Origin of the sequence: Paraburkholderia sp. Tr-20389 (assembly GCF_017104565.1) — a bacterium.
In the GTDB taxonomy this organism is placed as follows: Bacteria; Pseudomonadota; Gammaproteobacteria; order Burkholderiales; family Burkholderiaceae; genus Paraburkholderia.
On the sequence record NZ_JAAGPD010000007.1, the window covers coordinates 250,070 to 276,443 of the forward strand.

The window sequence follows — 26,374 nt, forward strand, 5'->3', positions numbered from 1 at the left end:
CCGATGCGCGCCGCGGCGAGACGAAAGTGCAGTGTCAGTTCATGTCAGCGCACGTCCTTGTCGAGTTCGGGGTAGTGCCGGAAGACACAGGTTTCGTTGTAGGGCAGGCGTCGTTCGGAGTCCAGATACGCGGCGATGTTCGGGCGCTTGAGCACCGCATCGTGCAACGCGGCCAGGCGCGGATAACGCTCGCCGAAAGGCCTCATGGCGCGCGGAAACGCGTAGTGCAGCGCGTCGATCAGCTGGAACATCGACAGATCCACATATGTCAGCGTGTCGCCGACCATGTGCGCGTCGCCCGCCGGGTTCTGCTTCAGCACGCGCTCGAAATAGCCCATGAACTTCGGAATGCGATGGTCGATGAAATCCGTTGCGCGGATTTTCGCGGCCTCTTTCTGTTCCTCGTAGTACATGCCCGCTGCGAGGGGATGATGCGTGTCGTGCGCTTCCGTCACCATGTCGGCGATGGTCAGCTGCAGGCCGTTCGCGACGTAGCGCAGGCTCTCGATTGTCGGCGCGAGATTCAGCTTCGGCCCGAGGTAGAACAGGATGTTGGCCGTCTGCGACAGGATCAGGTCGCCGTCCTGCAGGAAGGGCGGCGCGTACGGCGGATACGCTTCCGACCGGTCGTTCATCACGTCGATCATCGCGCCCGTGCCGAGCCCGTCCTGCTCGTCGCCGCGCGCGACTTCGACGTAGTCCGCGCGCGCTTCTTCCAGCGCGAGCCGCACGAATTCGCCGCGGCCCTGCAAGCCATCCCAGTAGTAGAGTCGGTAAGTCATCGGTCGGTCCTCATTCGGTTGTCGGCGGCGCGGGTCGCGCCGCGTTTGCACACGGAAGGGAGCTAGAAGTATGCCGCGCGACGGGTGACGTTGGCGTGTTCCGGAAGGTGTAGGCAAAAAGCACAAAAGCCCCGCACGCGGCGGGGCTTGTTTGAACGGGGTGACGGCTTAGCCGAACAGGTGCTGGACGAGCCATGTGATACCCAGACCGCCTGCGAACAGCCACACGTAGAGGATGAGACCCGTGGTCAGTGCACGCGGACCGGCATCGCGAATCTGCGACAGACGCGTTTCGATGCCGAGCGCCGTCATGGCCATGGTCAGCGCGAACGTGTCGAGCATGTTCACGGTGTTCGTGGCGGCTTCGGGCAGGATGTGCAGCGAATTCACGACGACACAGGCGAGGAAGCCGAGTGCGAACCAGGGCACGGCAAGCTTGCGCGGTGCATGCGCTGCGTCGTGTCCGGCTTTCGCCGCTGCGTTGCGTGCCGAGCGGCTCACCCACAGGCCGACGATCAGCAGCACCGGCACGAGCAGCATCACGCGGGTCATCTTGACGATGGTGGCGATATGCGTCGCTTCCGGGCTCACGTTGCTCGCCGCGCCGACCACCTGCGCGACCTCGTGAATCGTGCCGCCGAAGAACAGGCCGACGCCCGTCGTGTCGAGATGGATGAGACCGGCGCGCAGCAGCGCGGGGTAGAGGAACATCGACAGCGTGCCGAACAGCACCACGCTGCCGACGGCCATTGCGCTCTTGTGCGGCTTCGACTGCAGCGTCGATTCGAACGCGAGTACGGCGGCCGCGCCGCAGATCGCGCTGCCCGCTGCCGTGAGCAGCGCGCTGTCGCGGTCGAGCTTCATCAGCTTCATGCCCGCCCAGGTGCCGATCACGAGCGTGCTGACCACGATCAGCAGCGATTCGGCGAGACCCGGCAAGCCGACTTGCGCGATTTCCTGCAAGCTGACGCGCAGGCCGAAAAAGGCGACGGCGATACGCAGCAGTTTGCGCGCCGAAAAATTGACGCCGGCCGCCCAGCTATCGGGCATGCCGTCTTTCAGCGCGTTGCCGTAGATCATCCCGCCGACGATGCCGACGATCAGCGGGCTAATGCCCAGATTGGCAATCGCCGGGATGGCGGCGATCCGGGTGACGGCCGCGGCGAACAGCGCGACGAACAGAATGCCGTTGATCTGGCCGCGCGTCGATGACGGCGCGGCGGGAACGGCATGGGTGTGAATGGTGGTGGACATGGGCTCAACCTCTCGTTGAAGGCTGCTTGATTCGATGGCCTAATCCTAATTTAGATATATCGATATGAAAAATCGTGATTTGGGATGTAATGTATCGGCTAATCTGATATTTTGTCGCCATGACCCCGGATCAGCTTATAACGTTCGCCGCCGTCGCCGAGCATCGCAACATCAGCCGCGCCGCGCTGGCGCTGCATCTGTCGCAGCCTGCCGTGTCCGGCCAGTTGCGCCAGTTGCAGGATGAATTCGGCGAGCCGCTCTATCTGCGCGACGGTCGCGGCGTGCGCCTGACGCCTGCCGGCGAGCAGCTCGCCAGCTATGCGTCGCGGCTGCGCGACACGTTTCGCCAGGCGTACGCATATCGCGACGCGCTGCGCGGCATGGAGCAGGGCACGCTGCGCATCGGTGCGAGCACGACGCCTGCAAGCTATCTGCTGCCGTATCTGATCGCGGAGTTTCAGCGCCTTCACCCCGACGTCACCGTGCACACCGACGACGGTAATACGGCCGATATCGTCGGCGCGCTCGCGTCGTTCGATGTCGCGCTGGTGGAGGGGCAGGTCGGCGGCGATCTGCCGCCTGACACGGTGGTGCATCCGTGGCACGAAGACGAGATCGTCGCGATCATGCCGCGCTCGCATCCGCTTGCCGTCGCTGGCTTGCAGGCCGTCACGCTCGAAGGTCTGAGCGAGCACGCGCTGGTGCTGCGGGAAGAGGGTTCCGGCGTGCGGCAACTGATCGAGCGCGCGTTTGCGCGGGCGGGTGCGCCGATGCGGATCGCGCTGGCGATTGCCGGCGTCGAAGGCGTGAAGGAGGCGGTGCGCGCCGGGATGGGCGTTGGCTTCGTATCGGCGATGTCGATGCGTCACGAGAATGAGTCGCTCTGTCGCCTGCCGCTCGGACCCGAGCCGCTCACGCGGCGTTTTTCGATCCTCGTGCCGCATGCGAGCGCGCCGTCGCGGCTCGTCGGACGCTTTCTCGAACTGTGCCTGAACGGCGACGCGAAGCCTCTGGCGGGCGAGTCCGGCGCTTAAGGGATTACCACTATGGTGTGCCGGTACGTCGAGGGGCAGTATTCGCCTCAAGCGCAGTCGCGCTTTTTTGATATCCATCTTTGGAACCGATTCCAAAGATCGTTTTTAAGCAACAGAGCAAGGTATAGGGCATGTCGGAAGTTGTCATCGTCGCGAGTGCGTTTGGAGCCGATGCGATCCGCAAGGACGGCCATCACGCGTGGTTGAAGACGGCGGCGCAAGCGGGCGCAGCCGGTTTCGAAGTGCGCCGGGAGCTATTCGCGCTGGAAGCGGAGGCGTCGTCGGAGGCGCTGTCGGCGCTGGGCAAGTCGATTGCGGCGAAAGGCCTGTGGTCCGTGTATTCGACGCCCGCCGAGTTGTACATGTCTGACGGCACCCTCGACGAAGCCGCCCTTCGCCAGGCGTTGATCGAAGCGACGGCGCTCGGCGCGCGCTTCGTCAAGTTGCAGTTGGGCGGTTTCGCGGGACGCGCCTGGGGCGACGCGATCGCCACGTGTACGAAAGGCGTCGCGGCGCGGCTCGTCGTCGAGAACGGGCAGATGGAGCGCGGCGGCTCGCTCGCGCAATTCGACGGGCTGTTCAATGCGCTCGCGAAGGAAGGCCGTCACAAGCTCGTCGGCATGACGTTCGACATCGGCAACTGGCAATGGCCCGGCGTCGATCCCGCCGAAGCGGCCCGCAAGCTCGCGGACCACGTCGAATACATCCATTGCAAGGCAGTCGCGGGCGAAGGCGCGCGCCGCTTCGCCGTCGCGCCCGCCGCCGACGATCCCGTATTCGCGGCCGTACTGCCGCTGCTGCCGCGCAATGTGCCGCGCGGCATCGAATTTCCGTTCGACGCCACGCGCGTCGCCGCCGACGCGTCGCACTTCGTCGCATGGCTCGCATCCGCCTGAGCGCCGCGAGCGTCGACTGAATCACGAAGGAGAAGTCATGCATCCGACACTCGATGTCATCACCTACGGCGAAGCGATGGCGATGTTCGTCGCGGCCGAAACGGGCCCGCTCGCGGGCGTCGGCCAGTTCACGAAGCGCATTGCGGGCGCCGACCTCAACGTGGCGATCGGCCTGTCGCGTCTGGGCTTCAAGGTGGGCTGGATGAGCCGCGTCGGTGGCGATTCGTTCGGCCAGTACGTGCGCGACACGCTCGCGAAGGAAGGCATCGACCAGGGCTGCGTGACGACGGATGCACGCTATCCGACGGGTTTCCAGCTGAAGTCGAAGAACGACGACGGCAGTGATCCCGCTGTCGAGTATTTCCGTAAGGGTTCGGCGGCGAGCCATCTGTCGCTCGTCGATTACGTGGGCGACTACGTGCTTCCCGCGCGCCATTTGCATCTGACGGGCGTCGCCCCTGCCATTTCGCGGAGTTCGCGCGAACTCGCGTTCCATCTGGCGCGCGAAATGCGGCAGGCAGGCAAGACGATCTCGTTCGATCCAAACCTGCGGCCGACCCTGTGGCCGTCGCGCGAAGCAATGGCGACTGCGCTGAACGAACTGGCGACGTTCGCCGACTGGGTGCTGCCCGGCATCGGCGAAGGCGAGATTCTGACGGGCTACACGCAGGCCGAAGACATTGCGCAGTTTTACCTCGATCGCGGCGCGAAGGGCGTCGTGGTGAAGCTCGGCGCGCAAGGCGCGTACTACCGCACGGCGACGGACTCGGGCGTCGTCGCGGCACAGCGCGTCGAGCAGGTCGTCGACACCGTCGGCGCCGGCGATGGCTTTGCCGTCGGTGTCGTGAGCGCACTGCTGGAAGGGCGCACGTTGCCGCAAGCAGTGGCGCGCGGCAACCGGATCGGCGCGCTCGCGATCCAGGTGATCGGCGACTCCGAAGGGCTGCCGACGCGCGCCGAACTCGACGCGCTCGAAAGCGCCGCCGCACTGGCCGCGTAACACGCTTCAGATTTCAGCAGTCAGCAGTACAGGACGACAACGACAAGATGCCCGGCCGCACGATTGCGACAACGCAAGACGCGCGGCTCAACAGCACGCCGACCGACCGCCTCAGCAAGATACAGGAGACAACCATGTCCTCATCGCTCGCGATTCGCCGTTGGTGGACGATCATGCCGATCGTCTTCATCACCTACAGCCTCGCCTATCTCGACCGCGCGAACTACGGCTTCGCGGCCGCCGCCGGCATCAATCAGGATCTCGGCATCAGCAAGGGACTGTCGTCGCTGATCGGCGCGCTGTTCTTTCTCGGCTACTTCTTTTTCCAGATTCCCGGCGCGATCTACGCGGAGCGCAAGAGCGTCAAGAAGCTCGTGTTCTGGAGCCTCGTTCTGTGGGGCGGCTGCGCGGCATTGACGGGCGTCGTCAGCAACATTCCGTCGCTGATGGTGATCCGCTTCGTGCTTGGCGTCGTCGAGGCGGCCGTGATGCCCGCGATGCTGATCTTCATCAGCAACTGGTTCACGAAGCGCGAACGCTCGCGTGCCAACACCTTCCTGATTCTCGGCAACCCGGTGACGGTGCTGTGGATGTCGGTCGTATCGGGCTACCTGGTGCATTCGTTCGGCTGGCGCCACATGTTCATCGCGGAAGGCGTGCCCGCGATCGTCTGGGCCGTATGCTGGTGGTTCATCGTGAAGGACAAGCCCGAGCAGGTGTCGTGGCTGTCGGACGCCGACAAGAAGCAGCTCGCCGACACGCTGCGCGCGGAGCAGGCCGCCATCAAGCCGGTGCGCAACTACGGCGAGGCGTTCCGCTCGTCGGCCGTGGTCAAGCTGTGCGCGCAGTACTTCTGCTGGAGCATCGGCGTGTATGGTTTCGTGCTGTGGCTGCCGTCCATCCTGAAGAACGGCTCGTCGCTAGGCATGGTCGAAACGGGCTGGCTGTCGGCGCTGCCGTATCTGGCTGCGACGATCGCGATGCTCGCGGCGTCATGGGCGTCGGATAAACTCAACAACCGGCGCGCGTTCGTATGGCCGTTCCTGCTGATCGGCGCGCTGGCTTTCGCGGGTTCATACGCGCTCGGCACGACGCACTTCTGGATGTCGTACGCGCTGCTGGTGATCGCGGGCGCCGCGATGTACGCGCCGTATGGCCCGTTCTTCGCGATCGTGCCGGAACTGCTGCCGAAGAACGTCGCGGGCGGCGCGATGGCGCTGATCAACAGCATGGGCGCGCTCGGCTCGTTCGTCGGCTCGTATGTGGTCGGTTATCTGAACGGCGCGACGGGTTCGCCCGCGGCGTCGTATGCGTTCATGAGCGTCGCGCTGCTCGCCTCCGTGATCCTGACGCTTGCCGTGAAGCCGCAGCCGATGCAGACTCCAACACTCGCCACCCAAGGGAAGTGAATCGATGAAGCGAAAGATCGTCGCGTACAAGCCGCTGCCGGATGACGTGCTCTCGTATCTCCAGCAGCATGCCGACGTCGTGCAGGCGGACGCCGCGCAGCACGACGCGTTCGTCGCCGCGCTGCAGGACGCCGACGGCGCGATCGGCGCGAGCGTGAAGATCACGCCGGCGATGCTCGACGGCGCAGCGAAGCTCAAGGCCCTCTCGACGATCTCGGTCGGTTACGACAACTTCGACGTCGCCGATCTGACGAAGCGCGGCATCCTGCTCGCGCATACGCCCGACGTGCTGACGGAATCGACGGCGGACACGGTGTTCTCGCTGATTCTCGCGAGCGCGCGGCGCGTCGTCGAACTCGCGGACTGGGTCAAGGCGGGCGAGTGGAGGGCGAGCATCGGTCCTGAACTGTATGGCGTCGACGTGCAGGGCAAGACGCTCGGCATCGTCGGTCTAGGGCGCATCGGCGGCGCCGTGGCGCGCCGCGCGGCGCTCGGCTTCAACATGAAGGTGCTCTACACGAACCGCAGCGCGAACGCGGAAGCCGAACAGCGCTATGGCGCGCGCCGCGTCGAACTCGACGAACTGCTCGCGATGTCCGACTTCGTGTGCCTGCAAGTGCCGCTGTCGCCGGAAACGCGTCACATGATCGGCGCGAATGAACTGCGCAAGATGAAGAAGAGCGCGATCCTGATCAATGCATCGCGCGGCCAGACCGTCGACGAACTCGCGCTGATCGAGGCGTTGCAAGCGGGCACGATTCACGGCGCGGGCCTCGACGTGTTCGACAAGGAACCGATCGATCCCGACTCGCCGCTGCTGACGATGAGCAACGTGGTCGCGTTGCCGCACATCGGCTCGGCGACGCACGAGACGCGCCACGCCATGGCGCGTTGCGCGGCGGAGAACCTCGTCGGCGCGCTCGACGGCACGCTGAAGATCAACCTCGTCAATCGCGACGTGCTTTCGCAATGAGTACGCCGACGTCAGGCGCACCGCGCCGCGCCACCATCAGCGACGTCGCGCGCGAGGCGGGCACGGGCAAGACGAGCATCTCGCGCTATCTGAACGGCGAACTGAGCGTGCTGTCGCCGCAACTGCGCGCGCGTATCGAAGCCGCTATCGAGCGGCTCGACTATCAGCCGAACCAGATGGCACGCGGCCTCAAGCGCGGCCGCAACCGGCTGATCGGCATGCTGGTCGCCGACCTGACCAATCCTTATTCCGTCGAAGTGCTGCAAGGCGTCGAGGCCGCGTGTCACGCGCTCGGTTACATGCCGCTCATCTGCCATGCCGCGAACGAAGTCGACATGGAGCGGCGCTTTCTGCAACTGCTTACCACGTATCGCGTGGAAGGCGTGATCGTCAATGCGCTCGGCGTCAGCGAAGAAACGCTGCGGCCAGTGGGCGGCGGCGGGATTCCGGCCGTGCTGGTCGACCGCAGTGTGGATGGGCTCGTGACGGACATGGTCGGCCTCGACAACGAAGGCGCGACGACGCTCGGGACGCGGCATCTCGTCGAACGCGGCTTCGAGCATCTGTGGTTCGTCGTCCAGCCGTTCGAACGCATCAGTTCGCGGCGTCAGCGCGAAGCCGCGTTTCGGCGGGCGCTCGAACAGTATCCACAGGTGAGCGGCCGGACTGTCGTGCTCGAACTCGGCGATGCGGACGAACTGTCGCAAAGCTTGAGCGCGCTCGACGCCGAACTCGATGCGGCGATTGCCGCGCATGAACAACGCGAAGGCGCCACGAACAAGCCGCATGTCGCGCTGTTCGCGGCCAACGGTCCCGTCGCGCTGGCGCTCGCCCGGCATCTAAACCAGCGGCATGGCCCAAACTGGCAGAAGCGCGTCGCGCTGCTGTCGATCGACGATCCCGAATGGGCCGAGCTTGCGGGTATCACGACGATCCGTCAGCCGACTTACGACATCGGCTATCGGGCCGTCGAGTTTCTGCATCAGCGCATCGACGGCGAGCAGACCAGCGCGCGCGACTGTCTGCTGCCGGGCGTCCTGATCGAGCGTGCATCGACGCTGCGTTGACAGCAGGTTGACTGCGCGCTGATCGACCTTCATCGCGGCATGCGCTTACAATGCGCGGCGAGTTCCGACTTTCGCCTGGTTCACGCACATGTCCGGTTTACCTGTTTCTCCCGTCACGCTTGCCGTGCTCGCCGCCGCGACGATCTTCGTCGCGCTGCTTCCCATCTTTCTGTATCGCCGCTGGCGCGTGCCGTTCGCGTTGAACCGGCGCGACGCGATTGCGGGCATTGCCGTGTTCGCGTTGTCCGCGATGCTGGTCGAGCGTGCGCTCAACGACTATCTGCTGAGGCAGAACGCAGCCACCAGCGAGTGGCTGTCCGACCCCCTCGCATTCGTCGTCTACGGTGTGCTGGCCGCGGGCATCTGCGAGGAAGTGGGGCGCTTCATTGCGATGCGCTGGCTCGCGCGACGCAACGCCAACGGCACGCGCCCTGACGGCACCGCGCTTGCTTACGGTCTGGGTCACGGTGGCGCGGAAGCGTGGCTCGTCGGCGTGATGGTGCAGGCGCAATGGATCGCGTTCGGCGTGCTCGAAAATCGCGGGCAGCTCGACACGTACCTCGGCAATCTTCCGGCGGGACCGCTGATGCGTATCCATCTGCTGCTCGCGAGCCTGTCGCCGGCGATGGCGGGCGTGTTCGTGATCGAACGCGTGGCGGCGCTGGTGTTCCAGATCGGACTGTCGGTGCTGATGTGGCGTGGCGTGCGTGCCGGCTGGCGTGCCATACTGCCCGTCGCGATCGCCGCACATGCGCTGATCGACGTGCCGGCGGCCATGTCGCAGGCCGGGCTGCTGTCGCTCGTGACCGTCGATGCAATCTACGCCGTTGCGGCCATCGCCGTCGCTGCCGTGCTGATCCGTTTGCGCGGACGCGATTCCCGCGTGGTGTGATCGACGGCTACAACGCTCAACCCGAACAACAGGCCAGAGGCCAATCGACATGGAAGCCTATCAGTACGAATGCGCGAACGCGGAGATCGAAGAGCTGGCGCGCGTGATCAGCGATCTCTTTCCCGAGCAGACGCAGTTCATCGAGCGTCCCGATGAGAACGGCGTGCCGCAGATCGTCGTGCATTGGGTCGCGATGCGTTTCGGCGCGACGGCGCGCCGCATGGAACTGACGGTCGCCATCGCGCCTGCTGCATTGGCGCGTTATCGCGCGATGCCGCCGCGCGTGCGGGGCCGCAGCTTCGCGGTGCTGCGCGCGTATGTGGAAGCGACGCTGGGATCGCTGGAAGAGGAACACGCGGCCGGCAAGGCCGTGCCGCGCGAAGTCACAGTGGATCTGGGCGACGAATTCGCCTGAGGCGAGGGCGTCTCGCCCCGCGCATTCAGTCAGTCCGCGACGCGATACACCTTGGCGAAGCGCGCGGCCTGCACGACGCCGTAGTCGCCCGGCGCGTACTGCATGATCCAGTCGCCCGCCGTGCCTTTCAGCACATCGCCGCCTTGCGCGGAGCGCGCCAGCGAGAACGCTTCGTCCATGCGCTTCGCCAGCACGACGGCGGGGCGGTTGCGATACGGGCCCGGTTCGCCGTGTGCGAGCGCGGCATCGGCGGGCAGATACTTCGCGTCGAAACGTTCGCGCGACACGACCCAGCGGTCGCCCGTCGAGCCCGTGATCAGCGCGTCGCCGCGCGTATAGCGGTTCGGTCCTTCCAGGCTCATCAGTTCGCCGTCGCCTTCGGCAAATTGCACGGCGACGGTTTCGTCCTTGACGACGCGTTGCGCGGCCGGGTCGGTGAGCAGGTCGATGTTCTTGAGTTCGATCATAAGGCGAAGAGCAGAGATTGACGGAAGCGCGCGTTGCCGATGCAAATCGCAAGCGGGTATCGTAAGCGGAAGTCGCAAACGCGGCGCACGCGCGCATGATGCCAGATTCTCGCGACGCGCAAGAAAAAACGCCTGCCGGTGAGGGCAGGCGTCGTGCGCAAAGCAGTATATGAAGCGGCGTGTATTACGGCTTCACGGTTGCATCCGAAGCGGGCGCGGCGGCCTTGCCCGAGCGGCGATGTTGCGGACGGCCTTCGGGCGGCTGGCGGCGGAAGGTTTCGTCGGCCAGCTTCTTCTGCTCCGGCGAGAAACTGTTGTACAGCGGGTCGAACGCATCGACGAGCTTCTTCGTACCGTCGGCGTGCGCCTGCGTGATCTCGGCGTACTGCTTCATGTCGTCGAGCGCCGAGACGTTCGCGTTGGCGCGGCGTTGTTCGAACAGCTTGCCCATCGTTTCACTGTTGTTGCGCATGACGTCGGCGAACGTTTTCCACTGCGATTCCTGCGCCGACGTGATCTTGAGTTGCGTGTGCAGATAGTTGATGCGGTCTTCGACGCGCTGCTCGTGGCGTGCCTTGCCCGCAGCCTGCGATGCAGCCGACATCGCCGGTGCCGAGGCGCCGGCAGGCGCGGCAGTCTGTGCGAATGCGGCGTGCATGGTCAGCGCGGAAGCAACGGTAACGAGTGTGGCGAGGGTTTTTTTCATTGAGACTCCTGTTGTCTGCTCTATGAGGCTGAAGCTGGACGACGCATCGTGATCGACGTGCATCATGCCGTGCGTTATTAGTAACACGTTATCGCTTCATTGCGTCTCTATTGCGACAACTGCTTACAACCGAAACGATCGGAAATAGCCGGTGGATAAATTCGTCAGCATGGAAGTGTTCGTGGCCGTCGTCGAAGCGGGCAGCCTCACGGCGGCCGCGGAGCGTTTCGATCTGTCGTCCGCGATGGTCGGCAAGCATATCCGTTCGCTTGAAACACAGCTCTCCACGCGGCTGCTCACGCGCACGACGCGGCGTCAGAGCCTGACGGAAATCGGCCGTCAGTATTACGAGCAGTGCCGGCGCATTCTCGCCGACGTGAAGGCTGCTGAATCGCTTGCGGAAGCGATGACCTCCGCGCCGCGCGGCACGCTGAAGGTTACCGTGCCGCTCACGTACGGCGTCGAAGTGTTCTCGCCCGCAATGACCGACTATCTGAACCTCTATCCCGAAGTCAGTCTCGAACTCGATCTGTCGAACCGCATCTTCGATCTCGTCGATGAGGGATTCGACGCGGCCGTGCGCATCGGGCGACTGCCTGATTCGAGCCTCGTCGCAAGGCCGCTCAAGCCTTACCGGATGCGAGCGTGTGCGTCGCCCGCGTATCTGCAACGCATGGGCACGCCCAGGACGCCCGCCGATCTCGTTCATCACGAGTGCCTCGGCTTTCTGCATTGGGGACGCGAAGGGCTGTGGCGGCTCGACGGCGATGCCGAGGCGGACTATCAGCTGCGTCCGGGACGTTTTCGCGCGAACAACGGCCAGGCGCTGAAGATGGCGGCGCTGCGCGGCTTCGGCCTCGTGCTGCAACCGGAAGCGCTGCTCGTCAGCGAGATCGAGCGGGGCGAACTCGTGTCCGTGCTCGAAGACTATCTGCCGGAGGGCGCGCCTGTGCATCTGATCTATCCGCGCGACCGGCAACCGACGCCGAAGCTCACCACGTTCATCGACTTCGTGATCGAACGCTTCGGCGCGTGAGGTTCACGATCCACGCTGCGAAGCGCGCTCGCGCAATATGTGCAACCCGCATGTATTCGCACGGACGTGAGCAAGGTGCATAATCCGCGTCATCGGCCCGTCACGTCTGCCGGACTATCACTTTTCAACCTCGACCTTGATCTTCAAACGATGAGACCACCGCGCCTCGATCAACTCGACGAACTCGACCGCAACCTCGTCGCGCTGCTGCAAGCCAATGCACGCGAAAACGTCGCGAATCTCGCGCGGCAACTGGGTGTCGCGCGCACGACCGTGATCGCGCGGATCGCGCGGCTCGAAAAGACCAACGTGATTGCGGGCTACAGCGTGCGGCTCGGGCAGGATGTGCTCGACGCGAGCATGCACGCGTACGTGGGCATCATCATCGCGCCGAAGTATGGGCCGGATGTGCTGAAGAAGCTCAACCGGATGCCCGAAGTGCAGTTGTTGTGCGCAGTGAGCGGCGAGTTCGATTACGTCGCATGGTTGCGCGCCGATTCGCCCGAGCGCCTCAACGATCTGCTCGATCAGATCGGCGGACTCGCGGGCGTCGAGCGCACGACGACGTCGATCATTCTGTCGCGCAAGATCGATCGCGGCATGACATGACGGGCGGGTGATTTCACGGCTGTCTTGTCAGTCCCGTTTACGCGGTTTTGATGCGTTTTCGACGATTCGTCAGCATTAATCGTCATTTTGACGAAAATCATGGTCATAGCGCAGCACTTTGCGCCTATGAACCGACGGGCCTTCTCCTTAAACTTCTATGCAGAGGTTCGCTGCGGCGGACCGACATTCACCAGACAGAGAACAAAGGAGAAGCGCATGAAAGTTGCCATCGTAGGCGCGGGTCTGATCGGTCACACCATCGCGCACATGCTGCGGGAGACGGGCGACTACGAAGTGGTCGCGATGGACCGCGATCAGCACGCGCTCGACAAGCTGGCCGCGCAAGGCATTCCGACGCGCCGCGTCGACTCCGCCGATGCCGCTGCATTGCGCGCCGAAATCCAGGGCTTCGATGCCCTCGTCAATGCGCTGCCTTACTACCTGGCCGTCAGCGTCGCGTCGGCGGCGAAAGGCGCGGGCGTGCATTACTTCGATCTGACGGAAGACGTGCGGGCCACCCACGCGATCCGCGCGATCGCCGACAGCGCCGAGCATGCGTTCATGCCGCAGTGCGGTCTCGCACCGGGTTTCATCGGGATTGCCGCGCATGAACTGGCGAACCGCTTCACCGAAATCCGCGATGTGAAGATGCGCGTCGGTGCACTGCCCGAATTTCCGACCAACGCGCTGAAATACAACCTGACGTGGAGCGTCGACGGTCTGATCAACGAATACTGCCAGCCCTGCGAGGCGATTCGCGATGGCCGTACGCAATGGGTGCAGCCGCTCGAGGGCCTCGAACACTTTTCGCTCGACGGTATCGAGTACGAGGCATTCAATACGTCGGGCGGTCTGGGCACGTTGTGCGAGACGTTGTCGGGCCGCGTCGAGACGCTCGACTACAAGTCGGTGCGCTATCCCGGCCACCGCGAGCTGATGCAGTTCCTGCTCGAAGACCTGCGCCTCGCCACCGACCGCGACACGTTGAAGACGATCATGCGCCGCTCGGTGCCGTCGACGGCTCAGGACGTCGTGCTCGTCTTCATTACCGTGACGGGCATGCGCGACGGCCAGCTGGTGCAGGAAGTGTTCACGCGCAAGATCTTCGCGAAGACCGTGTGCGGTGTGCCGATGAGCGCGATCCAGATCACGACGGCAGGCGCGATGTGCGCGGTCCTCGACCTGTTCCGCGAGAAGAAGCTGCCGCAAAGCGGTTTCGTGCGTCAGGAGCAGGTGTCGCTGCGAGATTTCCTCGCGAACCGCTTTGGCCAGTTGTACGAGGGCAGCACGCTGGAAGCCATGGCGACGGTCTGATTTTTTGCAGGACGTCGGCCGGACCGGGGGCCAACTGGGATGATCGAGGCTCCGTAGAGAGCCGCGTGTGAATCGACAGCGAAACGGGCGTCCCGCTTTTCCGGCGGGACGCCCGTTTTGTGTTTGTGGCGTTGTGTTATCCGATGCGCGGCGCCTTCATACGGGCATCGGCGGCAACATGACACCGGACGATTGCGGCGACCTCACGATCTGCGCGAGCAGCGCGTCGAAATCGGCCGGCGTGGGCGACGTGTTGTCGAACATCAGAAGGCCTTCGCGTGTGTCGTCCGCCGGCATAAAGCGCCGCTGCCGGTAGTCGTCCCAATGAGCGAGCTTGTAGGCGTCGTTCGGATTGCCGCGCGCCGTGATGCGCTCGCGTGCCGTTTCTTCCGACGTCGAGACCCAGACGACGCTGATCTTCACATCCTTCGGCACGCCGAGCCACGCGTGATCGAAAAGCTTGCGCTCGCGCACTTCGCGCGACAGCGGGCCGACGGCGATCACGCCGATGCCGAGCCGCAGATTCTCGGCGGCCGTATCGAACAAGCCGCGATATTCCGGGTCGCGAAAGTGCTGCAGAAAGAGCGGGCTGTCGCGATCGTTCGGATCGCCCGTCAGCGCGCCGATCGCGGCCGCGCTGTAGACGCCGTACAGCGTGTCCTTGTCGAGCAGGCAGCAGGCTTCGCCTGTTGCCTTCATCAGCGGACCGATCAGCCGTTTGGCAAGCGTCGTCTTGCCTGTGCCGGCATGGCCGCAGATAAACACCAGATGCGTCACGTCGATGAATCCCCAGTGTGGAAGTTGGACGGCGAACGCCGATCTTGAACGGGATGACGACTAGTCGCAACCCCTATGCCATCTGGCCGATTGACGGCGCGAATTGCAGTGATATCATTGCTATCACACGTGTATCGGGGAGTCGTTATGGCAAATCTTTTGGTCCGAGGTCTGGACGATGCGCTGGTGCAGAGCCTGCGGGAGCAGGCTGCGGCACACGGGCGTAGCGTCGAAGCAGAGCATCGGGAAATCCTGGCGCAGGCGCTCGTACAGCCCAAGAAGCTCAGCTTCGCAGAGTTGCTGATGAGCATGCCGGATGTCGGCGAAGACGCCGACTTCAAGCGCCTCAATGACGCAACTGACGAAAGCGAGGGACCGGGTGTATTTGATTGATACCAACGTAATTAGCGAAATGCGCAAGAGCAGCCGCGCCAATCCAGGCGTACAGGCTTTTTTTGATGCTGCCAGGGAAGGCGAACATCGCCTGTATCTGTCGGTGGTGACAGTGGGTGAATTGCGGCGCGGTGTCGACCTGATCCGGCATCGCGGTGACCGGTTTCAGGCGTTGCGCCTCGAAGGGTGGCTCGACACGATCATGAACTCGTTCGGCAGCCACATTCTGAATGTCGGCACCGACGTCGCGCAGACCTGGGGGCATCTGCGCGTGCCTGACCCTGGACACGCGCTGGACAAGCTGATCGCCGCAACGGCGTTGATCTACAACCTGACCGTCGTGACACGTAACGTGGCAGACTTCGATGGCACGGGGGCACGGGTTCTGAATCCGTTCCAGACGCTGGACGCATGACATACCGCAGGCGACACCCGGTGTGCAACGAAGAAGGTGCTGCCTCGCGACGTGCGTGACAATGAAGAGGACCATGATGCGACGGGGACACGAATCATGACACGCCCGCAAGGCCTCACGACGCGGGCAACTGCCGCCGTTCTGGCAGCAGCGCTCGCGGTTGCCACACTCGTCGCCGGCTGCGCATCCACGCCCGCTGACAAAGTGCCGTTCAAGGACGTTCCCGTCGAGCGCATCGTCAAGCCGGGCTACACGCAGCCGGGCGAAGGCAAGGTCGCCGTCGACCTGCGCCGCGAGCGGACCGACAACGTCATCGTGCGTTTCCGCGACGCGCTCGTCTACGTCGACGGCGAGCGGGTCGCGGACATCATGAACGGCGAGCACATCGTCCTTTGGCTCACGCCAGGTACGCATCGCATCGGCGTATCGACGCAGTTCGATCCCGTCGTCGAGATCAACTTCATCGTCACGTCCGATCAGCGCTACTCGAATCGCGCAAGCGTGTCGTTCAACGACGATCACCGCATCATGCTGCGGCGCGTCGCCAATTGAGAGTACCGGCAGGCACGCCGGCTGCGTCGTTGACAATTCGACACAGCGCAGCCACTCAACTCCACGTAACATCCGGGCTTGACACCGCGCGCTGCGCGGCTTTGCATGCCGGTCCGGCAGGAGACGTCGGACCGTCCATCCCAACTGACAATCTGTAATCCGCAAAGCCGATTCGAATTCAAGGTATCCACCCATGCTGATCAACTGCGCCGCGTACCAGGATGGCCGCAAACTGGCCGACATCGAGATCGACGATATCAGCGTGTATGTCGCCAAGCCCGAGTGCTTCGTCTGGGTCGCGCTGAAAGATCCCGGTCCCGGCGAACTCGAAGTGATGAAGCATGAGTTCGGCCTGCACGAACTGGCCGTCGAGGACGTGCGCCACGGTCATCAACGGCCGAAGATCGAGGAGTACGGCGACTCGCTGTTCGCCGTGATGCACACCATCGAGACCGACGACGACGGCGAGTTCGTGATCGGCGAGGTCGATGTGTTCGTCGGCCCGAACTATGCGCTGTCGGTGCGGCGCGGCACGCGTCACGGGTTTCAGGAAGTGCGGGCGCGCTGCGAGCGCGAGCCGCAACTGTTGAAGGAAGGCGCGGCGTTCGTGCTGTATGCGCTCGCCGACAACGTCGTCGACCGCTACTTTCCGATTCTCGAGGCGATGGGCGCCGAAATCGAGGAGATCGAAGACCGCATTTTCGACAAACACGATCTGGCGGCGTCGCGCGCGATCATCGAAGACCTGTACTCGTTGAAACGCAGGCTCGTGATGCTGCAGCATCACATCGAGCCGCTGCTCGAAGGCATCAGCCGGCTGACGGGCGGACGCATTCCCGCCATCTGCGTCGGCATGCAGGCGTACTTCCGCGATGTCTACGATCATCTCGACCGGATCGTGCGCACCATCGAAGGCCGGCGCGAAATCATCGTCACGGCCATTCAGGTCAACCTCGGCATGATTTCGCTCGCCGAGAACGAAGTGACCAAGCGGCTCGGTTCATTCGCCGCGCTGTTCGCGGTGCCGACGATGATCGCCGGCATCTACGGGATGAATTTCCAGGAGATCCCCGAACTGCACTTCAAATACGGCTATCCCGTTTGTCTGCTGGTGATGCTGCTGATCGACATCGCGCTTTACCGGGGCTTCAAGAAGGCGAACTGGCTGTAGCGCGTGCGAACCCCGCGCCGACGATTCGCCCGCGCGACCTTGATGCGTCAACGCTTCGTCAACGCGAGCCGCACGCCCAGACCGATGAAGCCCGCACCCACCACACGATCGATCCAGCGCCGCACGGCCGGCTGCGAGCGCACGGCGCGCGCAGCCGTCGCGGCGATCCACGCGATCACGCAATCGTTGATCAGCCCGAGCATCACGAACACGGCGCCCAGCACGAGAAACGCGAGGGTCTTGTGCGGGCTGTCCGCGTTGACGAACTGCGGGAAGAACGCGATATAGAACAGCAGCACTTTCGGGTTCGATGCGTTCGTGACGAAGCCGCGAAACAGCAGCGTAACGCGCGACAGGCGCGGCGTGTCGGGTATGGCATCGCCGTTGGCGACGGCCGCCGCCGCAGGCCGCAGCATCCGCAGTCCGAGGTACATCAGATACGCAGCGCCGATCCACTTGACCGCATTGAAGGCGCCCGGCGACGCCGCGAGCAGCGCCGTGATGCCGAGCGCGCATGCAACGGTATGCATGCAGCCGCCGAATGCGACACCCAGTGCGGACAGCAGGCCCGCGCGCCGACCCTGCGCGATGCTCTGACCCGCGACGTACGCGATATCCGGTCCGGGCGTCAGATTGAGCACGGTGACGGCGACGAGAAACAGCGGAAACTGGCTGATGCCGAACATGGCGACTCCACGCATGAATAGCCGGCCGGCTTCGTTGCCGACCCGCTGACCAGACTCATTGGAACTCATGTTACCTACGTCCCAGCTGTTGCGCAGATCGTGACGGCATCCGCTTTTTCCCTTGCAGCGTACGCAATAAAGGGCCAGCATATGCGTCCTGCCTGCCACAGAACTTGCGGCTCGCGGGAAGATGGGAAGCATCAGAAAGGCAGTGCCGGCGCGTTGTGACGCCGGGCATCACGAATGCCGTCGCGAACGAAACGTCACCCACGCAGGGACCGGGTCGTTCGTATCGGCTGACCCACGCAGAACAAGCGAGCCATTCTTGTCACGACGTCATTCGCCGTATCGCCGAAGCAGCACGGCAGCCAGCGGATCCAGCCACGCGCACCGGGGCGCGGCGCGCTGTGCAGCGCAGCACCGCCAGTCGTTGACATCGCGAACAGGCGCCGCCGAGAATAGCGCTCGCAAACGTTTGCGCACAATCAAAAAACGGGCTCGTCCGAGTCCAACAACTGGAGATACTGCATGAACCAACGCATTCGTCGCCGCGTGTTGAGCGCTGCCGTCGTACTCACGGCGGCTGCCGCGATGCCGTTTTCGTCCGCCTGGGCTCAGGGCGCGAAGAAGCCCAAGGTCGCGCTCGTGATGAAGTCGCTCGCCAACGAGTTCTTCCTCACGATGGAAACGGGCGCGAAGGACTACCAGAAGCACAACGCCAACCAGTTCGACCTGATCACGAACGGCATCAAGGATGAAACCGACACCGCGAACCAGATCCGTATCGTCGAACAGATGATCGTGTCGAAAGTCGACGCGATCGTGCTCGCGCCGGCCGATTCAAAGGCGCTCGTGCCTGTGGTCAAGAAGGCAGTGGACGCCGGCATCATCGTCGTGAACATCGACAACCGGCTCGACCCCGATGTGCTGAAGTCGAAAGATCTGAACGTGCCGTTCGTCGGACCGGACAACGCGAAGGGCGCCGAGAAGGTCGGCGACTATCTCGCGAAGAAGCTGAAGTCGGGTGACGAAGTCGGGATCATCGAAGGCGTGTCCACGACGACCAACGCGCAGCAGCGCACGGCCGGCTTCAAGGCGGCGATGCAGAAGGTCGGCGCGAAGATCGACACGGTGCAGTCGGGCGAATGGGAAATCGACAAGGGCAATGCGATCGCGTCCTCGATGCTCAATGCATATCCGAACATCAAGGCGCTCCTGTGCGGCAACGACAACATGGCGATCGGCGCGGTGTCGGCGGTGCGCGCGGCGGGCAAGCAGGGCAAGGTGTACGTCGTCGGCTACGACAACATCAACGCGATCAAGCCGATGTTGAAGGATGGCCGCGTGCTCGCCACGGCTGACCAGTACGCAGCCAAGCAGGCCGTGTTCGGCATCGACGTGGCGCTCAAGGGCATCGCCGAGCACAAGAAGCAGGCGGACCTGTCGGGCGTCGTGGAAACGCCTGTCGATCTCGTCACGAAGTAACGGCCGCACGGCGGCGGGCGGCGTCGCGAAGGCGCCGCTGCCTGCCCGCGTGCGAATCCTCACCAATCGCTCAAGAAATCCGCCGCGCCGCCGTTATGCCAGAGATAAGCGTCATGACGGCCGGCGAGCCGCGCAACGCAGGGACGGACAGCGCACAGCCCGAGCGGCTTTGCTTCGGGGTGCGCAAGACTGTGCGCCTGCTGCCCGCATGACTTGCGCGGCCGCCGGGCGGCGTTCGCGACGGGTGGCCGGCATGGCCGGAACCCGCGCCAACGCCACGCGGCGGCTACGAGATCTGGATGACGATGGCATTTAGCGACCAAGAAGCCGACCCGGCAGCATTGCCTGCCGTGCTGTCCGTAACGGGCATCGGCAAGACCTACGTCGAGCCCGTGCTGGCCGACGTCTCGCTGGCGTTGCACGCCGGGGAGGCGCTCGCGCTGACGGGCGAGAACGGCGCGGGCAAGAGCACGCTGTCGAAGATCATCGGCGGGCTGGTCGATCCGACGACGGGCACGATGCAGCTCGAAGGCAAGCCGTACGCGCCCGCCAGCCGCACGGAAGCGGAAGCGCTCGGCATCCGGATGGTGATGCAGGAGCTGAACCTGCTGCCGACGCTGTCGGTCGCGGAGAACCTGTTCCTGAACCGGCTGCCGCGCAACCGCTTCGGCTGGATCGACCGCAGCACGCTGCGCGAGCACGCGCGCGAGGCGATGGCGCAAGTCGGGCTGGAGGCGATCGACCCGGACACGCTCGTCGGCGAACTGGGCATCGGTCATCAGCAGATGGTCGAGATCGCGCGCAACCTGATCGGCGATTGCCGCGTGCTGATTCTGGATGAGCCGACGGCGATGCTGACGGCGCGCGAAGTCGATCTGCTGTTCGAGCAGATCGACGCGCTGAAGGCACGCGGCGTCGCGCTCGTGTACATCTCGCACCGGCTCGAGGAGCTGGCGCGCGTGGCCGAGCGGATCGCCGTGCTGCGCGACGGCAGGCTGGTGCGTGTCGACGCGATGGCGAACCTGACGAGCGACCAGATCGTCACGCTGATGGTCGGGCGCGAACTCGGCGAGCGGATCGATCTGGGTGTGCGCAACATCGGCGCGACGCTGCTGAAGGTCGACCACATGAGCCGCGCGCCCGTGGTGCACGACGTGTCGTTCGAGGTGAAGGCCGGCGAGATTTTCGGCGTGAGCGGGCTGATCGGCGCGGGCCGCACGGAACTGATGCGGCTCATTTACGGCGCGGACCAGAAGGACGGCGGCACGGTGTCGCTGGCGGCCGCGCCGGGCGCGGCGCCCGTGCCTGTGCAGATCGCCACGCCCGTCGATGCCGTGCGGCACGGCATCGCGCTGATCACGGAAGACCGCAAGGGCGAAGGTTTGCTGCTGCCGCAGCCGATCGCGGCGAACGTGTCGCTGGGCAATCTCGGCGCCGTCGCGCGGCATGGCATCGTCGACGCGAAGCGTGAGAACGCGCTGGCGAAAAAGCAGATCGACGCGATGCGCATTCGCACCTCGGGTCCGGCGCAGCCGGTCGGCGAGCTGTCGGGCGGGAACCAGCAGAAGGTCGTGATCGGCCGGTGGCTGGCGCGCGAGTGCAAGGTACTGCTGTTCGACGAACCGACACGCGGCATCGATGTCGGCGCGAAGTTCGATATTTATGGATTGATGGGTGCGCTGGCCCGTGAAGGGCGCGCGCTGGTGGTCGTGTCGAGCGACCTGCGCGAACTGATGCTGATCTGCGACCGGATCGGCGTGATGTCGGCGGGACGCATGACGGGCGTGTTCAAACGGGACGAGTGGACGCAGGATGCGCTGCTCGCCGCGGCATTCGCCGGCTATCGCAATCGCGAGGCGCTGCTGCACACGCACGACACCCACGAAGGAGAGACGCAGTCATGAGCAATCAGAGGGTCACGGAGAAGGACGCGAGTGCGGCCACGGCCAGCACCGCCGATCCGTCGGCGCCGCTCGCGAGCGGCAAACCGGCGGGCACGCGGCTGGGCTTTTCGAACTATCTCGGCCTCGCGGGCGCGCTGGTCGCGATGATCGCGCTGTTTTCGGTGCTGAGTTCGCACTTCCTGACGTACGACACGTTCATCACGATCGCGAACCAGATTCCCGATCTCGTGGTGATGTCGGTGGGCATGACGTTCGTGCTGATCATCGCGGGCATCGACCTGTCCGTCGGCTCGGTGCTGGCGCTCGGCGCGTCCGTCGTGAGCGTCGCCGCGCTGAAGTGGCAACTCGGGCCGTTCGCGGCTGCGGCGCTGGGTCTCGTCGCGGCGGCGCTGACGGGCACGGTCACGGGCGCGGTGACGGTGGGCTGGCGGATTCCGTCGTTCATCGTGTCGCTCGGCGTGCTGGAAGCGGCGCGCGGTCTTGCGTACCAGATGACGAACTCGCGCACGGCGTACATCGGCGATGCGTTCGACTTCCTGTCCAACCCGATCGCGCTGGGCATTTCGCCGGCGTTCCTGATCGCGGTGGCCGTGATGATCGTCGCGCAACTGGTGCTGACGCGCACGGTGTTCGGCCGCTACCTGGTCGGCATCGGCACGAACGAGGAAGCGGTGCGGCTCGCGGGCGTCAACCCGAAGCCGTACAAGGTGATCGTGTTTGCATTGATGGGCGCGTTGTCCGGGCTCGCGGCGCTGTTTCAGATCTCGCGTCTGGAAGCCGCCGATCCGAATGCGGGCGTCGGCCTGGAACTGCAGGTGATCGCCGCTGTCGTGATTGGTGGCACGAGTCTGATGGGCGGGCGCGGTTCTGTCATCAGCACGTTTTTCGGGGTGTTGATCATTTCGGTGCTGGCGGCCGGCCTCGCGCAGATCGGCGCGAACGAACCGACCAAACGCATCATCACGGGTGCCGTGATCGTGGTGGCGGTCGTGCTGGACACGTACCGCAGCAGGCGCAAGCGCAGTTGAATACGCAGCTGAAGACGCAGTTGAGCACAGGGCGGCCGTCGTGGCGCGGGACGGCGGCCGCCGGGTAAGAACCTAACGAGAGCACCGCGGATGCAGCATGAGCTGCATTGGCCAGCAGTAAAAAACAGGCAGGGGAGTATCAGCTTATGGCGACGATCAAGGATGTGGCGGCGATAGCCGGCGTGTCGTTCACGACGGTGTCGCATGTCGTGAACAATACGCGTCCGGTGTCGGCGGATGTGCGCTCGAAGGTCGAGCTGGCGATCCGCCAGCTCAACTACGTGCCGTCCGCCGTCGCGCGGTCGCTGAAGGCGCGTTCGACGGCGACGATCGGGCTCGTCGTGCCGAACAGCACGAACCCGTACTTCGCGGAACTGGCGCGCGGCATCGAAGACGGTTGCGCGCGCAATGGCTACTGCGTGTTCTTCTGCAACTCGGACGACGATCCCGCGAAGCAGCGCAACTATCTGCGCGTGCTGCAGGAAAAGCGTATCGACGGGCTGATCGTCGCCTCCGCGGGCGACGACGCGACGCTCGCACAGACGCTCGCCGATTCGCGCGAGCCGCTCGTGATCGTCGACCGGAACATCGAAGGCCTGTCCGCCGATCTGGTCCAGATCGACCATGAAAAGGGCGCCTATCTGGCGACGCGCCATCTGCTGCAACTCGGGCATTCGAAGATCGGCTGCATCACGGGTCCGATCGAAACGGCCGTCAGCGCGATGCGAGTGCACGGCTTCATCCGCGCGATGGCCGAACGCGGCATCGAGATCGCGCCGAACGGGATCGTCGAAAGCGACTTCTCGGGCAGCGGCGGCTACCGTGCGGCGGCGCAGCTGTTCGACACGGTGCAGCCGACGGCGATCTTCGCGGGCAACGACATGATGGGCATCGGCGCGCTGCGCGCCGCTGCCGAGCGCGGCCTGCGCGTGCCGCAGGACTGCTCGGTGATCGGTTTCGACGACATCGAACTGGGGCGCTTCACCTATCCGGCGCTGTCGACGGTCGGCCAGTCGGTCCGCGCGCTCGGCGAAATGGCCGCGCAGACATTGATCGAGCGGATCAGCGGCGCGTCGACGGGCGCGTTGTTCCGGCGCCGCGTGATTGCGCCGCGCTTGATCCTGCGCGAATCGACGGCCGCATTCGCGGGCGCGCGCCGCACGGCTCAGGCGGCATAACGAATTAGCTCGGCGCCCCATCGGGCGATGCATGCGGGCGCAACGAAGCGCGCCCGATGCAAGGCGGACGCAAGCGGGCATTGCATGCATGCTTTTGTCCGTCCAGCAGACAGCAAGGAGACAGCAGTGGCAACGGATGAAGCGCGCGGACACGTGACGGTGGTCGGCAGTCTGAACATGGATCTCGTCGCGCGCGCGCCGCGCCTGCCGCAGCCGGGCGAAACGCTGGCGGGCCATGCGTTCGCGCAGGTCGCGGGCGGCAAGGGCGGCAACCAGGCCGTCGCAGCGGCGCGGCTCGGCGCGCAGGTGACGATGCTCGGCTGCGTCGGCGCCGATGCGAACGGCGCACAGTTGCGCGCGGGTCTCGCAGCGGAAGGGATCGATTGCGCCGCGCTGGAAACGAGCCCGGCCGCGCCGACGGGCGTCGCGCTCATCATCGTCGACGACGGCAGCCAGAATGCGATCGTCATCATCGCGGGCAGCAACGGCGAAGTGACCCCCGAGACCATCGCGCGTCACGAAGCGGCGCTGGCCGCGGCAGACGTGGTGATCTGTCAGCTGGAAACGCCGCCCGCCGCCGTGCACGCGGCGCTCGCCACCGCGCGCCGGCTCGGCAAGACCGTGATCCTGAACCCGGCGCCCGCCACGGGGCCGCTGCCCGCGGACTGGCTGCCGCTGATCGACTATCTGATCCCGAACGAACTCGAAGCCGCGACGCTGACGGGCCTGCCCGTGACGTCGCCGCAGGAAGCGCAGGCGGCGGCTCGCGCGCTGCGCCACGCGGGCGCCCGCAACGTAATCGTGACGATCGGCGCGCAAGGCGTCGTCGCGGCGCTCGGCGATGCCGAACCGGAGCATTTCGATGCGCCGCGCGTCAAGGCCGTCGATACGACGGCGGCCGGCGACACCTTCATCGGCGGCCTGGCGGCGCAGCTCGCGCGCGGTGGCGACGTTGCCGACGCCATCCGCTTCGCGCAGCGCGCGGCGTCGATTTCGGTGACGCGCGCGGGCGCGCAGCCATCCATTCCCACCCGCGCCGAAGTCATCGGCGCCTGATCCGTCCTTCCCACCTTCCGTGCGCGGGCGCTCAGCCGTCCGCGCACATCGCGTTTGTAATAATTACAGAGCCGTCCGGTCGTATTCGTCAGACCATATAGAACCTTCAAGTCTTCCGCCCGAATGCCGTAAACGCGGTCAGAGCACCACGTTCCACAAGAAGCGGCGCCACGCAATACCGCCACGCAACACCACCGCGTACGACATGCGTTGAAGCGACAACGCGCCTCTCACAGACATCTCACAGGAAGAAGCATGAACAAGGGCATCACCATCAAGGCACGAATTGGCCTGACGATGGCTTTTCTCGCCGCGTTGCTGGTCGCCATCGGGCTGCTCGGGTTGTTCGGCCTGAGCCGCTCCAACGATGCGCTGCGCGACGTGTTCACGAACCAGATGCCGAGCGCCGTCGATATCGGCAATGCGGAGTTGTACGCCGCGCGCGAGCGTCTCGCGCTCGACCGCGCCGCCTTCATGATCGGCACGCCTGAGGTCGCCGCGACGCTGGAGCGTGCCCGTTCGATGCGTTCGACCTCGGACGACTGGTGGAAGCGATATCTTTCGACGCCGCGCGGCCCCGAAGAAGATCGCCTCGCGCAGGACGTCGCGGGCAAGCGCGATACGCTGCATCAGGCTATGGAAGCGTTTTACGCAATCGTTAGCGCAAACGATCAACCGAAGGTTCTCGACGGCGCGAAGCGTCTCCAGGCGACCTACAACGACTTGTCGAACGCCGACGACGCGCTGCGCAAACTCCAGTTCGAACAGGCCAAACAGGGCTACGAGAGCGCGCAGTCGACCTTCTCGACGTTCCGCGTGATCAGCATCGTTGCGCTCGCGGCCGGCGTGATCGCCGCGTTCTTTTCGTACGTCACGCTGCGGGGCGCGATCGCCCGGCCGCTGTCGGAAGCGCTCGACCACTTCGATGCGATCGCGGCAGGCGATCTGCGCCGTCCCGTCGTGCCGACCTCGCGCGACGAAATGGGCCAGCTGATCGAAGGCATCGGCAAGATGCAGCGCAGCCTGACGGACACGGTCCGCACGGTGCGCTCGGGCAGCGAGTCGATCGCGACGGCCACGCGCCAGATCGCGGCGGGCAATATCGATCTGTCGTCGCGCACGGAAGAGCAGGCGTCCGCGCTGCAGGAAACGGCGTCGAGCATGGAACAGCTCACGGGCACCGTGAAGCAGAACGCCGACAATGCCCGCCAGGCGAGCGCGCTCGCGGCGAACGCGTCGGAGATCGCCAACAAGGGCAGCTCGGTGGTCGGCCAGGTGGTCGGCACGATGGGCGACATCAACCAGAGTTCGGCGAAGATCGCGGACATCATCGCGATCATCGAAGGCATTGCTTTCCAGACCAACATCCTGGCGCTGAACGCAGCCGTCGAAGCGGCGCGCGCAGGCGAGGAAGGCCGCGGTTTCGCGGTGGTCGCGGGCGAAGTGCGCAGCCTGGCGCAGCGCTCGTCGGCGGCGGCGAAGGAAATCAAGGAGCTGATCGACACCTCCGTCGAGCGCGTCCAGGTAGGCTCGGCGCTCGTCGACGAAGCGGGCCGCACGATGACGGAGATCATCGGCGCGGTGCAGCGCGTGACGGACATCATGGGCGAAATCGCGGCGGCTTCGGAAGAGCAGAGCAGCGGCATCGACCAGGTCGCGCGCGCGGTTACGCAGATGGACGAGGTGACGCAGCAGAATGCGGCACTCGTCGAGGAAGCGGCGGCAGCGGCATCATCGCTGGAAGAACAGGCGGCCAAGCTGCGCACGACCGTCTCGGTGTTCCAGGTCGACGAAGCGGGCGGCAGCTTCTCCGCGGCGCCTGCCAAACGCGCCGTACGTCACACGGCGCCCGTCGCCGCCCCGCGCAAGGTTGCG

The 26,374-nt window shown here is 64.9% G+C and carries 27 protein-coding genes; 21 read left to right on the forward strand and 6 right to left on the reverse strand.

Features of this window, described 5'->3' with window-relative positions:
- Positions 1 to 44: 44 nt before the first annotated feature.
- Positions 45 to 782: a glutathione S-transferase gene (locus G3N95_RS11385; RefSeq protein ID WP_205970083.1), complete on the reverse strand. Its 738-nt coding sequence runs from the start codon at positions 780 to 782 to the stop codon at positions 45 to 47.
- Positions 783 to 950: 168 nt separating this feature from the next.
- Entirely contained in the window at positions 951 to 2,036 is a 1,086-nt protein-coding gene (locus G3N95_RS11390) for a YeiH family protein (protein ID WP_205970084.1), read from the reverse strand.
- A gap of 119 nt (positions 2,037 to 2,155) precedes the next feature.
- On the opposite strand from G3N95_RS11390, the gene G3N95_RS11395 reads away from it, so the two are divergent.
- The 8 genes from G3N95_RS11395 (at position 2,156) to G3N95_RS11430 (ending at position 9,722) form a co-directional block, all read left to right on the forward strand.
- Positions 2,156 to 3,070 (forward strand): LysR family transcriptional regulator, encoded by a 915-nt coding sequence (locus G3N95_RS11395; RefSeq protein ID WP_205970085.1) that lies wholly within the window; start codon positions 2,156 to 2,158, stop codon positions 3,068 to 3,070.
- A 131-nt stretch (positions 3,071 to 3,201) separates the two neighbouring features.
- Positions 3,202 to 3,966, forward strand: a complete 765-nt coding sequence (locus G3N95_RS11400) for a TIM barrel protein (protein WP_205970086.1) — start codon at positions 3,202 to 3,204, stop codon at positions 3,964 to 3,966.
- 37 nt (positions 3,967 to 4,003) lie between these two features.
- Positions 4,004 to 4,966 carry a sugar kinase gene (locus G3N95_RS11405; RefSeq protein ID WP_205970087.1) on the forward strand — a complete coding sequence of 321 codons (963 nt, stop codon included), beginning with the start codon at positions 4,004 to 4,006 and terminating at the stop codon, positions 4,964 to 4,966.
- Between the two features lie 134 nt (positions 4,967 to 5,100).
- Entirely contained in the window at positions 5,101 to 6,375 is a 1,275-nt protein-coding gene (locus G3N95_RS11410) for an MFS transporter (RefSeq protein ID WP_205970088.1), read from the forward strand.
- A gap of 4 nt (positions 6,376 to 6,379) precedes the next feature.
- A complete protein-coding gene (locus G3N95_RS11415; protein WP_205970089.1) occupies positions 6,380 to 7,348 on the forward strand; it encodes an NAD(P)-dependent oxidoreductase in 969 nt (322 codons plus the stop codon).
- On the forward strand, positions 7,345 to 8,415 hold the full coding sequence (locus G3N95_RS11420; RefSeq protein WP_205970090.1) for a LacI family DNA-binding transcriptional regulator: 1,071 nt from the start codon (positions 7,345 to 7,347) through the stop codon (positions 8,413 to 8,415). Before G3N95_RS11415 ends, G3N95_RS11420 begins: the two co-directional genes overlap by 4 nt.
- Before the next feature lie 88 nt (positions 8,416 to 8,503).
- Positions 8,504 to 9,307, forward strand: a complete 804-nt coding sequence (locus G3N95_RS11425; protein WP_205970091.1) for a YhfC family intramembrane metalloprotease — start codon at positions 8,504 to 8,506, stop codon at positions 9,305 to 9,307.
- Positions 9,308 to 9,356: 49 nt separating this feature from the next.
- Positions 9,357 to 9,722, forward strand: a complete 366-nt coding sequence (locus G3N95_RS11430) for a DUF3022 domain-containing protein (RefSeq protein ID WP_205970092.1) — start codon at positions 9,357 to 9,359, stop codon at positions 9,720 to 9,722.
- A gap of 29 nt (positions 9,723 to 9,751) precedes the next feature.
- Here G3N95_RS11430 and G3N95_RS11435 read toward each other — a convergent pair whose 3' ends face one another.
- Entirely contained in the window at positions 9,752 to 10,189 is a 438-nt protein-coding gene (locus G3N95_RS11435) for a PGDYG domain-containing protein (protein ID WP_205970093.1), read from the reverse strand.
- 184 nt (positions 10,190 to 10,373) lie between these two features.
- Positions 10,374 to 10,895, reverse strand: a complete 522-nt coding sequence (locus G3N95_RS11440; RefSeq protein WP_205970094.1) for a Spy/CpxP family protein refolding chaperone — start codon at positions 10,893 to 10,895, stop codon at positions 10,374 to 10,376.
- 151 nt (positions 10,896 to 11,046) lie between these two features.
- Here G3N95_RS11440 and G3N95_RS11445 point away from each other — a divergent pair, with 151 nt between their 5' ends.
- The 3 genes from G3N95_RS11445 (at position 11,047) to G3N95_RS11455 (ending at position 13,854) form a co-directional block, all read left to right on the forward strand.
- A complete protein-coding gene (locus G3N95_RS11445) occupies positions 11,047 to 11,931 on the forward strand; it encodes a LysR substrate-binding domain-containing protein (RefSeq protein ID WP_205970095.1) in 885 nt (294 codons plus the stop codon).
- A gap of 150 nt (positions 11,932 to 12,081) precedes the next feature.
- Complete coding sequence (locus tag G3N95_RS11450) at positions 12,082 to 12,540, forward strand: Lrp/AsnC family transcriptional regulator (protein WP_028368238.1); 459 nt, start codon at positions 12,082 to 12,084, stop codon at positions 12,538 to 12,540.
- Between the two features lie 216 nt (positions 12,541 to 12,756).
- The gene (locus tag G3N95_RS11455; RefSeq protein WP_205970096.1) at positions 12,757 to 13,854 is read left to right on the forward strand and encodes a saccharopine dehydrogenase C-terminal domain-containing protein; all 1,098 of its coding nucleotides are present in this window, start codon (positions 12,757 to 12,759) and stop codon (positions 13,852 to 13,854) included.
- Positions 13,855 to 14,010: 156 nt separating this feature from the next.
- On the opposite strand, the gene G3N95_RS11460 is transcribed toward G3N95_RS11455, so the two are convergent.
- On the reverse strand, positions 14,011 to 14,631 hold the full coding sequence (locus G3N95_RS11460) for an ATP-binding protein (protein ID WP_205970097.1): 621 nt from the start codon (positions 14,629 to 14,631) through the stop codon (positions 14,011 to 14,013).
- A 147-nt stretch (positions 14,632 to 14,778) separates the two neighbouring features.
- Between G3N95_RS11460 and G3N95_RS11465 the strand changes: the two genes are divergently transcribed.
- The 4 genes from G3N95_RS11465 (at position 14,779) to corA (ending at position 17,162) form a co-directional block, all read left to right on the forward strand.
- Positions 14,779 to 15,024: a DNA-binding protein gene (locus G3N95_RS11465; protein WP_205970098.1), complete on the forward strand. Its 246-nt coding sequence runs from the start codon at positions 14,779 to 14,781 to the stop codon at positions 15,022 to 15,024.
- Positions 15,011 to 15,439, forward strand: a complete 429-nt coding sequence (locus tag G3N95_RS11470) for a type II toxin-antitoxin system VapC family toxin (protein WP_205970114.1) — start codon at positions 15,011 to 15,013, stop codon at positions 15,437 to 15,439. Before G3N95_RS11465 ends, G3N95_RS11470 begins: the two co-directional genes overlap by 14 nt.
- A 96-nt stretch (positions 15,440 to 15,535) precedes the next feature.
- On the forward strand, positions 15,536 to 15,991 hold the full coding sequence (locus G3N95_RS11475; protein ID WP_205970099.1) for a hypothetical protein: 456 nt from the start codon (positions 15,536 to 15,538) through the stop codon (positions 15,989 to 15,991).
- 193 nt (positions 15,992 to 16,184) lie between these two features.
- Positions 16,185 to 17,162, forward strand: coding sequence for a magnesium/cobalt transporter CorA (gene corA, locus G3N95_RS11480; RefSeq protein WP_205970100.1), 978 nt, complete (start codon positions 16,185 to 16,187; stop codon positions 17,160 to 17,162).
- A 47-nt stretch (positions 17,163 to 17,209) separates the two neighbouring features.
- Here corA and G3N95_RS11485 read toward each other — a convergent pair whose 3' ends face one another.
- Positions 17,210 to 17,848 carry a LysE family translocator gene (locus G3N95_RS11485; RefSeq protein ID WP_205970115.1) on the reverse strand — a complete coding sequence of 213 codons (639 nt, stop codon included), beginning with the start codon at positions 17,846 to 17,848 and terminating at the stop codon, positions 17,210 to 17,212.
- Positions 17,849 to 18,376: 528 nt separating this feature from the next.
- On the opposite strand from G3N95_RS11485, the gene G3N95_RS11490 reads away from it, so the two are divergent.
- The 6 genes from G3N95_RS11490 to G3N95_RS11515 form a co-directional block, all read left to right on the forward strand.
- Positions 18,377 to 19,333: a sugar ABC transporter substrate-binding protein gene (locus tag G3N95_RS11490; RefSeq protein WP_205970101.1), complete on the forward strand. Its 957-nt coding sequence runs from the start codon at positions 18,377 to 18,379 to the stop codon at positions 19,331 to 19,333.
- A gap of 305 nt (positions 19,334 to 19,638) precedes the next feature.
- On the forward strand, positions 19,639 to 21,237 hold the full coding sequence (locus G3N95_RS11495) for a sugar ABC transporter ATP-binding protein (protein ID WP_205970116.1): 1,599 nt from the start codon (positions 19,639 to 19,641) through the stop codon (positions 21,235 to 21,237).
- Positions 21,234 to 22,265 carry an ABC transporter permease gene (locus G3N95_RS11500; protein WP_205970102.1) on the forward strand — a complete coding sequence of 344 codons (1,032 nt, stop codon included), beginning with the start codon at positions 21,234 to 21,236 and terminating at the stop codon, positions 22,263 to 22,265. Before G3N95_RS11495 ends, G3N95_RS11500 begins: the two co-directional genes overlap by 4 nt.
- A gap of 146 nt (positions 22,266 to 22,411) precedes the next feature.
- Positions 22,412 to 23,443, forward strand: a complete 1,032-nt coding sequence (locus G3N95_RS11505; protein WP_205970103.1) for a LacI family DNA-binding transcriptional regulator — start codon at positions 22,412 to 22,414, stop codon at positions 23,441 to 23,443.
- A 126-nt stretch (positions 23,444 to 23,569) separates the two neighbouring features.
- The gene (gene rbsK, locus G3N95_RS11510) at positions 23,570 to 24,499 is read left to right on the forward strand and encodes a ribokinase (protein ID WP_205970104.1); all 930 of its coding nucleotides are present in this window, start codon (positions 23,570 to 23,572) and stop codon (positions 24,497 to 24,499) included.
- A 255-nt stretch (positions 24,500 to 24,754) separates the two neighbouring features.
- The coding region (locus tag G3N95_RS11515; RefSeq protein ID WP_205970105.1) for a methyl-accepting chemotaxis protein at positions 24,755 to 26,374 on the forward strand (1,620 nt) is incomplete at its 3' end.

Bases quoted from the DNA above. Each gene is read 5' to 3' on its own strand.
- G3N95_RS11440 (WP_205970094.1), bottom strand. From the start codon at position 10,895: ATGAAAAAAACCCTCGCCACACTCGTTACCGTTGCTTCCGCGCTGACC.
- G3N95_RS11475 (WP_205970099.1), top strand. From the start codon at position 15,536: ATGACACGCCCGCAAGGCCTCACGACGCGGGCAACTGCCGCCGTTCTG.
- corA (WP_205970100.1), top strand. From the start codon at position 16,185: ATGCTGATCAACTGCGCCGCGTACCAGGATGGCCGCAAACTGGCCGAC.
- G3N95_RS11455 (WP_205970096.1), top strand. From the start codon at position 12,757: ATGAAAGTTGCCATCGTAGGCGCGGGTCTGATCGGTCACACCATCGCG.
- G3N95_RS11490 (WP_205970101.1), top strand. From the start codon at position 18,377: ATGAACCAACGCATTCGTCGCCGCGTGTTGAGCGCTGCCGTCGTACTC.
- G3N95_RS11385 (WP_205970083.1), bottom strand. From the start codon at position 782: ATGACTTACCGACTCTACTACTGGGATGGCTTGCAGGGCCGCGGCGAA.
- G3N95_RS11435 (WP_205970093.1), bottom strand. From the start codon at position 10,189: ATGATCGAACTCAAGAACATCGACCTGCTCACCGACCCGGCCGCGCAA.
- G3N95_RS11500 (WP_205970102.1), top strand. From the start codon at position 21,234: ATGAGCAATCAGAGGGTCACGGAGAAGGACGCGAGTGCGGCCACGGCC.
- G3N95_RS11410 (WP_205970088.1), top strand. From the start codon at position 5,101: ATGTCCTCATCGCTCGCGATTCGCCGTTGGTGGACGATCATGCCGATC.
- G3N95_RS11425 (WP_205970091.1), top strand. From the start codon at position 8,504: ATGTCCGGTTTACCTGTTTCTCCCGTCACGCTTGCCGTGCTCGCCGCC.
- G3N95_RS11400 (WP_205970086.1), top strand. From the start codon at position 3,202: ATGTCGGAAGTTGTCATCGTCGCGAGTGCGTTTGGAGCCGATGCGATC.
- G3N95_RS11430 (WP_205970092.1), top strand. From the start codon at position 9,357: ATGGAAGCCTATCAGTACGAATGCGCGAACGCGGAGATCGAAGAGCTG.
- G3N95_RS11405 (WP_205970087.1), top strand. From the start codon at position 4,004: ATGCATCCGACACTCGATGTCATCACCTACGGCGAAGCGATGGCGATG.
- G3N95_RS11495 (WP_205970116.1), top strand. From the start codon at position 19,639: ATGGCATTTAGCGACCAAGAAGCCGACCCGGCAGCATTGCCTGCCGTG.
- G3N95_RS11485 (WP_205970115.1), bottom strand. From the start codon at position 17,848: ATGTTCGGCATCAGCCAGTTTCCGCTGTTTCTCGTCGCCGTCACCGTG.
- G3N95_RS11395 (WP_205970085.1), top strand. From the start codon at position 2,156: ATGACCCCGGATCAGCTTATAACGTTCGCCGCCGTCGCCGAGCATCGC.
- G3N95_RS11390 (WP_205970084.1), bottom strand. From the start codon at position 2,036: ATGTCCACCACCATTCACACCCATGCCGTTCCCGCCGCGCCGTCATCG.
- G3N95_RS11465 (WP_205970098.1), top strand. From the start codon at position 14,779: ATGGCAAATCTTTTGGTCCGAGGTCTGGACGATGCGCTGGTGCAGAGC.
- G3N95_RS11415 (WP_205970089.1), top strand. From the start codon at position 6,380: ATGAAGCGAAAGATCGTCGCGTACAAGCCGCTGCCGGATGACGTGCTC.
- G3N95_RS11420 (WP_205970090.1), top strand. From the start codon at position 7,345: ATGAGTACGCCGACGTCAGGCGCACCGCGCCGCGCCACCATCAGCGAC.
- G3N95_RS11450 (WP_028368238.1), top strand. From the start codon at position 12,082: ATGAGACCACCGCGCCTCGATCAACTCGACGAACTCGACCGCAACCTC.
- G3N95_RS11505 (WP_205970103.1), top strand. From the start codon at position 22,412: ATGGCGACGATCAAGGATGTGGCGGCGATAGCCGGCGTGTCGTTCACG.